The sequence below is a fragment of the Priestia sp. FSL W8-0524 genome (assembly GCF_038005965.1).
Lineage (GTDB): Bacteria > Bacillota > Bacilli > Bacillales > Bacillaceae_H > Priestia > Priestia zanthoxyli.
On sequence record NZ_JBBOUG010000001.1, the window covers coordinates 4,364,146 to 4,375,641 of the forward strand.

Annotated in this window: 14 protein-coding genes; 1 reads left to right on the forward strand and 13 read right to left on the reverse strand. The window is 39.2% G+C overall.

What is annotated here, in order from left to right; translation table 11 throughout:
* Positions 1–143: 143 nt before the first annotated feature.
* Entirely contained in the window at positions 144–350 is a 207-nt protein-coding gene (locus tag NST66_RS22820) for a hypothetical protein (protein ID WP_013059387.1), read from the forward strand.
* A gap of 66 nt (positions 351–416) precedes the next feature.
* On the opposite strand, the gene ssuD is transcribed toward NST66_RS22820, so the two are convergent.
* From ssuD to NST66_RS22885, 13 genes are all read right to left on the reverse strand, one after another.
* Positions 417–1,541 carry an FMNH2-dependent alkanesulfonate monooxygenase gene (gene ssuD / locus NST66_RS22825; RefSeq protein WP_033579638.1) on the reverse strand — a complete coding sequence of 375 codons (1,125 nt, stop codon included), beginning with the start codon at positions 1,539–1,541 and terminating at the stop codon, positions 417–419.
* Complete coding sequence (gene ssuE, locus NST66_RS22830) at positions 1,538–2,092, reverse strand: NADPH-dependent FMN reductase (RefSeq protein ID WP_028411747.1); 555 nt, start codon at positions 2,090–2,092, stop codon at positions 1,538–1,540. Before ssuE ends, ssuD begins: the two co-directional genes overlap by 4 nt.
* 69 nt (positions 2,093–2,161) lie before the next feature.
* Positions 2,162–3,016 carry an ABC transporter permease gene (locus NST66_RS22835; protein WP_033579636.1) on the reverse strand — a complete coding sequence of 285 codons (855 nt, stop codon included), beginning with the start codon at positions 3,014–3,016 and terminating at the stop codon, positions 2,162–2,164.
* Positions 3,017–3,026: 10 nt separating this feature from the next.
* Positions 3,027–4,013 carry an aliphatic sulfonate ABC transporter substrate-binding protein gene (locus NST66_RS22840; RefSeq protein WP_028411749.1) on the reverse strand — a complete coding sequence of 329 codons (987 nt, stop codon included), beginning with the start codon at positions 4,011–4,013 and terminating at the stop codon, positions 3,027–3,029.
* A 33-nt stretch (positions 4,014–4,046) separates the two neighbouring features.
* Complete coding sequence (locus NST66_RS22845) at positions 4,047–4,844, reverse strand: ABC transporter ATP-binding protein (RefSeq protein ID WP_080754460.1); 798 nt, start codon at positions 4,842–4,844, stop codon at positions 4,047–4,049.
* Positions 4,845–4,977: 133 nt separating this feature from the next.
* Positions 4,978–6,192, reverse strand: a complete 1,215-nt coding sequence (locus NST66_RS22850; RefSeq protein ID WP_340843710.1) for a cation:proton antiporter — start codon at positions 6,190–6,192, stop codon at positions 4,978–4,980.
* Positions 6,193–6,693, reverse strand: a complete 501-nt coding sequence (locus NST66_RS22855) for a cation:proton antiporter regulatory subunit (protein ID WP_013085158.1) — start codon at positions 6,691–6,693, stop codon at positions 6,193–6,195.
* A gap of 148 nt (positions 6,694–6,841) precedes the next feature.
* Positions 6,842–7,168 carry a hypothetical protein gene (locus NST66_RS22860; protein WP_028411752.1) on the reverse strand — a complete coding sequence of 109 codons (327 nt, stop codon included), beginning with the start codon at positions 7,166–7,168 and terminating at the stop codon, positions 6,842–6,844.
* A 203-nt stretch (positions 7,169–7,371) separates the two neighbouring features.
* Positions 7,372–7,596 carry a spore germination transcription factor GerE gene (gene gerE / locus NST66_RS22865; RefSeq protein ID WP_013059396.1) on the reverse strand — a complete coding sequence of 75 codons (225 nt, stop codon included), beginning with the start codon at positions 7,594–7,596 and terminating at the stop codon, positions 7,372–7,374.
* 174 nt (positions 7,597–7,770) lie between these two features.
* The gene (locus NST66_RS22870; RefSeq protein WP_028411753.1) at positions 7,771–8,220 is read right to left on the reverse strand and encodes an acyl-CoA thioesterase; all 450 of its coding nucleotides are present in this window, start codon (positions 8,218–8,220) and stop codon (positions 7,771–7,773) included.
* A gap of 63 nt (positions 8,221–8,283) precedes the next feature.
* Positions 8,284–9,057, reverse strand: a complete 774-nt coding sequence (gene sdhB / locus NST66_RS22875; RefSeq protein WP_013059398.1) for a succinate dehydrogenase iron-sulfur subunit — start codon at positions 9,055–9,057, stop codon at positions 8,284–8,286.
* Positions 9,058–9,060: 3 nt separating this feature from the next.
* Entirely contained in the window at positions 9,061–10,848 is a 1,788-nt protein-coding gene (gene sdhA, locus NST66_RS22880) for a succinate dehydrogenase flavoprotein subunit (protein ID WP_013059399.1), read from the reverse strand.
* Positions 10,849–10,877: 29 nt separating this feature from the next.
* Positions 10,878–11,486: a succinate dehydrogenase cytochrome b558 subunit gene (locus tag NST66_RS22885; protein WP_028411754.1), complete on the reverse strand. Its 609-nt coding sequence runs from the start codon at positions 11,484–11,486 to the stop codon at positions 10,878–10,880.
* Between the last annotated feature and the right edge of the window lie 10 nt (positions 11,487–11,496).

Here is an 11,496-nt window from a genome sequence, read left to right on the forward strand (position 1 = left end):
ACAACCCACTTAATTTACATATCGACAAAAAAATCAATAGGTAAATAAGAAAAAAATTGAACATTTTGTGAATATTTTGTGTCTTTTTTGGAAAGTATTTGATATAATAAGTGTAAGAAGAAAAAGAATAGGAGGCGACTAAAATGAGAAGATTCTTACAGTTTTACTTTATGTTTAGTTCTCTGTTCTGTTTTGGAAGCGTTTTCGTCCTACTTATGTCTCAAGAATATTATTTTGCACCGTTATTCCTCACACTGGGCTGTTTAAATATTTTTCTCTTTAAAGTATATATTCAAGAAAGTCGAAAAGATAAACAAGCTGCACCTGAAAAACCAAAACCAACAATTTAACGGACTCGTCTCTCGGCTGAGATGAATGTAAAAGAAGAACCGGTGAAAAATTCACCGGTTCTTCTTTTACGAGGTTGAAGCTTTTGGAAACCTATCGTTTGCAATAATCTCACCGATGCTTTCACTCTTTCCTTCACCCTCATCAATATTTAAAAGCGGGAACAATAACTCTCCTACGTGATAAGCTTCTTCTAAATGCGGATAGCCTGATAAAATAAAAGATTCAATTCCTAAAGCTTCATATTCTTTTATTCGTTTCGCTATATTTTCAGCACTGCCTACCAGGGCAGTTCCTGCACCTCCCCGGACGAGCCCCACACCTGCCCATAAGTTAGGGCTAATCGTAAGTTCCTCTCGGGTTCCTCTATGAAGGCTCGCCATTCGCTGCTGCCCAACTGAGTCATACCTTGCAAAAGTACGCTGTGCAGCTTGAATTGTGTCGTCGTCCAAATGCTGAATTAATCGATCGGCTGCTTCCCAAGCTTCTTCTTCCGTTTCCCGTACAATAATATGCAAACGAATCCCAAACTTAACGGTTCTGCCTTCTGCTTCTGCTTGCTTTCTCACAGCCGTTATTTTTTCTCTTACTTGTTCAGGAGGCTCTCCCCACGTTAAATACACGTCAGAATGTTTTGCTGCAACTTTTTGTCCTGCGGGTGAAGATCCGCCAAAATAAATAGGTGGAGAAGGTTTTTGAACAGGTGGATACAACAGCTCACTGTTCTCTACATGAATATGTTTTCCTTCATAATTAACCGTATCTCCAGCCAATAACCCTTTCCACACATCTAAAAATTCATCCGCAGCTTCATAACGTTCATCATGTGATAAGAAAAGGCCGTCTCCGGCTAATTCTGCTGGATCTCCTCCTGCTACTACGTTAACTAGTAAACGACCGTTTGAAATTCGATCAAGAGTCGAAGTCATGCGCGCTGCCACGGAAGGAGCCATAATGCCCGGACGTACAGCTACTAAAAATTTCAAACGCTCTGTTTCAGGTATAAGTGAAGCAGCCAATAGCCACGGGTCTTCGCATGATTTCCCCGTTGGAATCAGAACTCCTTCAAATCCTAACCGGTCAGCTGCTTGAGCAACTTGTCGAAAATATGAATAGTCTGCTGAACGACCTCCTCGATTTGTCCCTAGATATCTTCCATCTCCATGGGAAGGAATAAACCATAACATTTTCATGATTCAACACTCCTTTTCGTTTGTTCTAGATGATATTCAAGCTCTTTTAATGAACGTTTAATTCTCGCTTCTGCTTCTTCCGCAATAAACTCAATTTCATTTTCTTTCGTATAGGCCACCTCAGAATCAACAATATAAACTCCATGAATAAGAGCAGTAGCTCCTAAAACGGATAATGTCGGCTTAAATACATAATCAAGAGCCAGTAGATGAGCAATGGTTCCCCCTGTAGCTATCGGCAGCACGGTTTTATTGTGCAAACCTTTTTCAGGTATTAAATCTAAAAATGTTTTTAAGATTCCTGTGTAGCTAGCTTTATAGATTGGGCTGACAATAATAACGGCATCAGCATCTGCCACTTTCTTTTGAGCTTCTTGAATCGCAGGGCTAGAAAAGTTAGCATATAGTAAGTCTTCAGCTGGTAGATCGCGGACATGCACGGTTTTTACTTCATGTTTTTCATTTTGCAGATATGCTGCAATATACTCACTTAAAGCAGCTGACCTTGATTGTTTTGAAGGGCTTCCCGTAATAATTGTAAACTGACTCATTATCATCTCTCCTTTTAACTTATAAAACTGATAGATTTACAAGGATTAATAAGTATATAAATCCTTCTTTTATTTTTCACCTGCGTAGCTGTCTCTCCATTTAAGAAGACGCTTTTCTAATACTCGGACAAATGAATCAGTTAATTTGCCTACAACAGCAAAAATGATAATTCCGACAAAAACTACATCTGTTTGAGAAAACTGCCTAGCATCCATAATCATATATCCTACACCTTCACTTGCTCCCATTAATTCAGCTACTACCAGTCCGAGCCATGCAATACCTAAAGACAATCGGACACCAAGTAAAATATTAGGAAGAGCGGCTGGTAAAATGAGTTTCGTGATTTGTTTCCATTTACTAAATTGCAGAACACGCGCAACATCAAACAATTTCGAATCAACGCCGCGAATGCCTAAATACGTATTAACATAGATTGGGAAAAACGCACCGTTTGCAATTAGCAATATCTTTGAAATTTCCCCAAAACCAAACCATAAGATAAATAAAGGAGCCAAGGCAAGGTGAGGAACAGTTCTAAGCATTTGAATGGATGGATCCATATAGTGCTCCGTTTTCTTTGAGAAACCGACAATAATACCAAATAGTAAACCTAGACCAGCTCCAACGGCAAAACCTATGGCAGCACGTAAAATACTGATTTGAAGATTAGCTCCGAGTTCTCCCGATACGATGAGCTGTTTGAAAGAAAGTACAATATCAACAGGTGTAGGAAGAACGGTTTTAGATACATAGCCCGCAGAACCAATGATTTGCCACACGACGATAAGCAAAATTGGCACGACGAGAGAACGAAGGAAAATTCCCTGTTTATTTTTCGCTTCTTCCTTTCTTTTTTTCACTTGTTGCAAGTGAGCTGCTGAAGACTGGACATGTCCTGAAACCACGGATGTTTTACTCATTTTCATCACCTCATTTTTCTTTTAATGCTTTTTCAATAAATGAATTATCAACGACATCTCCCGTATCAATTTTCTTTTTAATAACGCCTAAAGATTGTTGAAAATCAGCTGTTCGCTGTTGTTCTGCAATAATTTCTTTAGAGGTTGGGCGATTATAGGCAGGATTATTTTTTAACACTTGTCTTACTACGTCTTTATCTAGATTTTTTTGTTTTGCTAGAATATCCACAGATTCTTCAAAATGTTCGTTTTGCCATTCAAGTGCTTTTTGATAAACTTGTAAAAACTTAACGACTAACTCTGGATGATCTTTTGCAAAGCCTTCTCTTACAATAGTAAAGCCTGGTGAAGCAACCTTTAACGAATCGCCGTCTGCTAAAATACGAGCTTCATTTTTTAAGTTTTGCAGGGAGATAAACGGTTCCCAAATTGACCATGCATCCACTGACCCATTTTCAAATGCTGGCTGAGCTTCGTCTGGCTGAAGCTGAATAATCTTTACGTCACTTGGCTTTAACCCATTTTGATCAAGAGCTCTGTACAATAAGTTAAAACCGCTGCTGCCTTTGGCAACCGCAATCTTTTTACCTTTTAAATCTTTTACGCTTTTAATCTTGCTGTTTTTTCCTACTAAAATAGCATTTCCTTTTAATCCGTCGCTCGAATTAGCAATTTCTAAAAATGGAATATCTGCCCCTTGACCAGAAATAACCGGTGAGTTTCCAACTTGGCCGAAATCCAAGTGTCCAGATGCTAACCCTTCAAATTGCGGAGGACCGCTTTGAAACTCTGTCCATTTAACGTTTACACCTATTTTTTTAAATTCTTTTTCAAACCATTTTTGGTTTTGTGCCAGCATTAAAGGTCCTAGGCTTTGTTGAATGCCAATATTGATCGTAACGTTTTTCGAATCTTCGCCGCTCGCTTTTTCTTTCGTCCCGCACCCAGCCAATGCGAGAACAAGTACAATAGCTGCAGTTAAAAGTAGCTTTTTCATCTGTTCTGTCTCCTTCTCTGTCTGATTGAATCTTTAATGTTCTCCTGCTTCTTCAAATTCTTTCAGCACTTGCTGCCTTAGCTGCTGAAAAGGTAGTTCTGTCTTTTTTCGCGGATGACTAATTTCTACTGGAACAACCCGACTAATTTCTCCTGGTCTGGCACTCATAATCACAATTTTAGTTCCTAAGTAAATGGATTCATCTAAATCGTGGGTAACAAAAATCATGGTTGTTTTTTCTTTTTTCCATATGTCTAACAGCACATCTTGCAGATGAGTGCGAGTAAAAGCATCCAACGCACCAAACGGTTCATCTAACAATAAAACCTCGGGATTTCTTAAAAGAGCACGCGCAATCGCAACTCGTTGAGACATCCCCCCAGATAGTTCTCGAGGATAAGCTTTTTCAAATCCTTTCAGCCTGACAATATCAATTAGCTCATCTACGCGGCGCCGAACGTTCGAATCTTTCAGCGATAAGTCAGCCGCTATATTTTGCTCCACATTAAGCCACGGGAACAAGCGGTGTTCTTGAAAGATCATTCCTTGTTTAATGCTAGGTCCGGCTATGTGCTTCCCGTTGATTTCAATGCGCCCTTCATAATCTATATCAAGTCCAGCGATCATTTTAAGCAGCGTACTTTTTCCGCATCCGCTCGGACCAATAATGGTAATAAATTCACCTTTATTAATCGTAAGATTTACATTTCGCAATGCTTGAGTTACTTGTTCTCCTTTTTGAAATGAGCGGTTAACCGATTGAATCACGACACTCACAGCAATTCCTCCTCCTTGAATTTTTAAATCAAAAGCTATTTCACCTAAAAACATAAAAGCTCCTACCTAAAAAAGGTAGGAGCTTTCGGTTGACCGATCAGCCCGTTGCTATAGTTAACTGATTTGTTATTGGATTATTTTGAATTTTATCATATTAATCCGATTTGTCAACTGTGTTTTATATATTTTATCCATTAGATTCTTGAGGATTTGGTTTTTTCCATTTAAATATTGAGTTTAAAAATCCGTATATATGCTTAGACTCCTTCGTTAACAAAGGACCAATAATAGCTAAAATCAATACATAAAGCGCAGCGAATGGCTGAAGGATGGCCGATAATCCTCCTTCAATTCCGATGTTAGCCATAATGATTGAAAACTCACCTCGTGACATGATTGTTAATCCAATATTGGTCGAAGCCTTGTGTGACAGCCCGCTTTTTCTTCCTGAAATCATACCGGCTGTAAAGTTACCAATAATCGTAAGCGCAACTGCTCCAAGGGCAAGCCAGCCTGCATCCCAGAGCGTGAGAGGATCAATACTTAATCCGAAGCTGAAGAAAAAGATGGCTCCAAAGAAATCACGAAACGGTACGACAAGATGTTCAATCCGATCGCGATGTTCTGTTTCAGAAAATACAAGCCCAAGCAATAATGCTCCAATTGCTTCTGCCACGTGAATTGTTTCTGAGAAGCCTGCCACAAAAAACAATACCGCAAAAACGACGATTATAAAGATTTCATTCGATGAAATATTTAAAAGTTTATTTAGTAGAGGCGTAGCTTTTCGAGCAATGATAAAGAACAGCATCATATAGCCAAACGCAATTAAAATAGATGTTAAAGATTCAGCAAGCGATCCGTGGTCTCCAAGCACCAACCCTGAAACGACAGAAAGATAAACCGCTAAGAAAATATCTTCAAACATGATGATCCCTAATATCAATTCCGTTTCTGGATTTGCCGTTCGTTTTAAATCAACCAATACTTTTGCGACAATTGCGCTGGACGAAATCGTAATAATTCCAGCGATAATCAGCACTTCAAGAAGAGGATTTCCTGTCAGGTATCCATACAATAATCCTAAGGTAAAGTTAATTAAAATATAAATAGATCCTCCCACCGCGATGGACTTACCTGATTTAATTAACTTTCCAACTGAAAATTCTAACCCTAAATAAAAGAGTAAAAAGAGAACTCCAATTCTCCCCATAAATTCAATAATCTCTTGGCTTTCAATAAACTTTAAACTGAATGAGCCAAACTCAGGAGCATGGGGACCAACCGCCATGCCCAGCAGAATGAGGAATGGAATAATCGTAAATTTAAATTTATGTGCTAGTATAGCCGCTAAAGCGACTAGTAACAAAGCTGTCCCAACTTCAAATACTAAATGATCCAATTATGAACTACCTCCTTGTGAAAGCAATTCTTTAATGAGCGTTTTTAAATTTCCTCTTTCACCAGAGATGACAAGCGTATCTCCTTCTTCAATTAACGTATCTGGTCCTGGGGTGGATAATTTTTTTTGCGTGTTTTTAATGACAGCGATGATTGTGACATCATAGTTGCTGCGAACGTCAATTTCGCCAATTGTTTTACTGTGAGCTTTCGCCTGTTTTTCAACTTTGTACCATTCAATCACTAAGTCATTGAATGCCACTTCAATGGTTTCCATTGCTTTTGGCTTGTAAATCATGCCGCCTAAAATTGCAGCTAGCTGTCTTGATTCCGTATCTGTTAACGTAATGTCAAAAATGCTTTCTTCTAAATCTTTTTGATCGAAGTGGTAGATTTCACGTCGTCCATCATCATGAATAATAACGACCACACGGTTTCCTCCGCTTGTCTCAATTTCAAATTTACGGCCGATTCCTGGTAATTCCGTTTCTTTAATCATCATTGAATGATCACTCCTATAAAGTTTTTAAGAAGAATATTAAATTTTCATTGCATTATTTGTATAGAAAATCCCCATGACAAATAAGCCTAAGAATAGTAGGTAATTTTAGGTTTGAAGAAAAGGCTGCTGAAATTTCAACCTTTTTTATTTAATTGAGGTAACTTGATTGAAAGATTTTTGGATAAAAAAGTGTTTTCTTGAGGAAAAAATACGCAATTTGATGCGTCGGAATGATGAGCTTGGTACTCACCCATACTAAAGCAAAAGTTACTATCACACTTTGTATTAGAGATCCTATTTGTTTGACGCTGTGCTTAGCTCCTGGAGACATGTGCACGATATCCGTGTAATGCTGTACCGAACTTTTTGTGACCTTTACTTTTTCAAAGTCATTATCAATAAATTTATCTGGCAAACTCGCAAAAGGCAAGCAGAATATCATGCATAATAATACCCCTAACCATACATTTTTCATCATCTCACCTCTCTTTCTTTTGAAGTAGTATCTCCTTACTTAAAAGTATACGTACTCTGAAATTCAATTTCAAGCAATAAGTTTCTTTTATAAAGATTTACCTTTTTTATAATATTTTCTTAATGATATTCTTTTTAGATACATATGCGATACTTAAAAAAATATACAAAAAGCTGGCTTTCTAAAAAGAAAGCCAGCTCATGTTATAGTTCAAGTTCTCCCATTCGAAGGAGTTCTACGACTGCTTGAGAACGCCCCTTGACTCCAAGCTTTTGCATCGCATTAGAAATATGATTTCGAACTGTTTTTTCGCTAATGAATAGTTCACTCGCGATTTCTTTTGTTGTTTTGTCCTGTACTAAAAGCTCGAATACTTCTCGTTCACGCTTTGTAAGTAGCGGTTTAGGTTGAAACTCTTTTTCTTTCAATGTAACCCTCCTTGCCTGATCCTGAGTTGAACTATCGGATGGGTGTAAATTTAGTCAACATATCTTATGTGCGGTATGCCTACGCGGTTACTAGTTTTAGAAAAAATATGCAAAAAACTCTTTTTTACCTTTGAAAAAGAAAAAAAGCCTGAAGAAAGAGCCTTCAAGCCATTTTTATATAGTCGATAAACACCTTTTCATCTCTTCATTCCAAGGCACGCTTTTTCCTGTTTCTTTAGAAATTTGCACCATTGTTCCTCTCCCCGTGAGTACAACCTCTCCTTGCTCATTTTGAATCATATAGTGTAAATCAACCGAAGAACGTCCGATTTTATGGGCCTTTACAAAAACAGCTAGCACGTTACCAAAATACACTTGTTTGACATAGTCGCACTGCAAATCAGCCACCACCGGTATCGTTCCCTCATACTCACTCGTCCACTTTTGCATAAAGCCAATATGGTGAAAGAATTCCGTACGTATTTGTTCAAAATAAACAAAAGGAACCGTATTATTTAAGTGCCCAAACATATCTGTTTCCGAAAATCTTACCTTGATTTTCTGCTTAAACGAAAATGACTCTTTCCAGTGATCCATGTCTTCAATATACGAAATATTATTCATCTGTATTTCCTCCGTTCGTCATAGACAAAATAAAACCTCTCCACGTGGAGAGGTTTGGAGTGGTTATACTTGATCGCTACCAAAGAAACTTCTGAATGCTTGAATTGTTGTGTCGCGGTTCAAAGCTGCGATTGAAGTAGTCAATGGAATTCCTTTTGGACATGATTGAACGCAGTTTTGAGAGTTCCCGCAGTTCGCTAGCCCTCCATCACCCATAATCGTCTCTAAACGTTCTCCTTTATTTAACGCACCGGTTGGATGGGCATTAAACAAGCGAACTTGAGAAAGCGGTGCTGGACCGATGAAGTTTGACTTGTCGTTTACGTTTGGACAAGCTTCTAAGCAAACGCCGCATGTCATACACTTGGATAACTCATACGCCCACTGACGTTTCTTTTCAGGCATACGCGGTCCTGGTCCTAAATCGTATGTGCCATCGATCGGAACCCAGGCTTTTACTTTTTTCAGTGAATCAAACATACGGCTGCGGTCTACCTGCAAGTCACGAACAACAGGGAATGTTTTCATTGGCTGCAAGCGAATCGGCTGTTCTAGTTTATCAACAAGAGCTGTACATGACTGACGAGGTTTACCGTTGATAACCATTGAACAGGCTCCGCATACTTCCTCTAAACAGTTCATTTCCCAGTTTATCGGAGCAACCTCTTTACCTGAAGCATCAACAGGGTTACGTCTGATTTCCATCAGTGCTGAAATAACGTTCATATTCGGACGATACGGAATTTCAAACTCCTGATTGTAAGGAGCAGATTCAGCTGAATCTTGACGTGTAATAATGAAGCGCACTGTCTTTTGGACTGTTTGTTGTTCACTCATTGATTAACGAACCCCCTCTTGTTGTTTTTTTGGTTTTTCATCTTTTTTCTTTGTGTAGTCGCGCTTACGCGGTTTGATTAACGATACGTCTACCTCTTCATAATGGAAAGAAGGAGCCGTTTTCTTATCAACGAAAGATGCCATTGTTGTTTTTAAGAATTCTTCATCGTTACGATCTGGGAAATCCGGCTTATAATGAGCACCGCGACTTTCGTTACGGTTGTAAGCTCCAAGCGTTACAACACGTGAAAGTTGGAGCATGTTTTGAAGCTGACGAGTAAATGTTGCCGCTTGATTACTCCATTTAGCCGTGTCATTAATGTTAATACGATCATAGCGTTCAATTAATTCTTGAATCTTTTCATCTGTTTTTAACAGTTTGTCATTGTATCGTACGACTGTCACGTTGTCAGTCATCCATTCCCCTAGCTCTTTATGAAGAACGTATGCATTTTCTGTACCTTGAAGATTCATGATATTGTTCCATTTCTCTTCTTCTTCTTTCACATGACGATCATATACGCTTGAAGAAATAGCATCTGCGCTCTTTTCTAAACCATTGATGTATTCAACGGCTTTAGGACCAGCAACCATACCGCCATAAATAGCTGACAATAATGAGTTTGCTCCTAAACGGTTCGCTCCGTGCTGCGAATAATCACACTCACCAGCTGCGAACAAGCCAGGGATATTTGTCATTTGATCGTAATCCACCCATAAACCGCCCATTGAATAGTGTACGGCTGGGAAAATCTTCATTGGTACTTTGCGCGGATCATCGCCCATGAATTTTTCATAGATTTCGATGATACCTCCAAGTTTAATGTCTAGCTCTTTTGGATCTTTATGTGAAAGGTCCAGATAAACCATGTTCTCTCCGTTAATTCCTAACTTCTGCGCTACGCAGACGTCAAAAATTTCACGAGTTGCAATATCACGAGGTACTAAGTTACCGTATGCCGGATATTTTTCCTCTAAGAAATACCAAGGTTTACCGTCTTTATATGTCCAAACGCGTCCGCCTTCTCCACGAGCAGATTCACTCATAAGACGAAGCTTATCATCTCCCGGGATAGCAGTTGGATGAATTTGAATAAACTCTCCGTTTGAATAGTATGCACCTTGCTGATACACGATAGATGCCGCTGAACCTGTATTAATAACTGAGTTCGTCGATTTTCCAAAGACAATACCAGGTCCACCTGTAGCCATAATAACCGCATCAGCTGGGAACGTTTTAATTTCCATTGATTTTAAATTCTGTGCAGAAATTCCGCGACAGCTGCGCTCATCATCAAGAACAGCACCTAAGAATTCCCATCCTTCGTACTTTGTCACAAGTCCGGCAACTTCATAGCGACGAACCTGCTCATCTAATGCGTACAATAACTGTTGACCCGTTGTTGCTCCGGCAAAAGCCGTACGGTGATGCTGCGTTCCGCCAAATCGTCTGAAGTCTAACAAACCCTCAGGAGTACGGTTAAACATAACACCCATACGGTCAAGTAAGTGAATAATACCAGGAGCTGCTTCACACATTGCTTTTACAGGTGGCTGGTTGGCTAAAAAGTCTCCGCCATACACTGTGTCATCAAAGTGTTCCCATGGTGAATCTCCTTCACCTTTCGTATTTACGGCTCCGTTGATTCCACCTTGCGCGCAAACTGAGTGAGATCTTTTTACCGGAACTAGTGAAAATAAATCTACTTGCTTGCCAGACTCAGCAATTTTTATTGTTGCCATCAAGCCAGCTAAACCGCCACCGACTACGATGATTTTTCCGTTACTCATCGGAACCCCACTCCTTCAAAACCTTAATTTTATGCAAATGCGAATAATGTACGAACACCTACGAATGTAAGTGCTAAGAAGATTGCTAATGTCACATAAGTTGAAATTCTTTGAGAACGTGGTGTTACAGTTAACCCCCAGCTAACTCCAAATGACCATAGACCGTTTGCAAAGTGGAAGATCGTAGATACAACACCAACTATGTAGAATGCAAACATTGCTGGGTTGCTTAAAATTCGTTCCATCATTTGAAAATCTACTTCTTTTCCAAGCGCAGCTTGTATTCTGGTTTCCCATACGTGCCATGTGATGAAGATAAGTGTGATTACACCTGAAACACGCTGAAGGATAAACATCCAGTTACGGAAAAATCCATAGTTGTTAACGTTTGTTTTAGCAGTGAATGCGATGTAAAGACCGTATATTGCGTGAAAAACGATTGGTAAGAAAATAATGAAAATTTCTAGAGCATAGCGGAAAGGTAAGCTCTCCATGAAGTGAGCTGCTTGATTAAATGATTCTTCTCCCTTTGTCGCGAAATGATTCACAACTAAATGCTGTGTTAAGAAAATCCCGATTGGTATTACTCCAAGTAGTGAATGGATTCTCCGATATTGAAACTCTCTGTTTGCCGCCATCTGCGTAGAC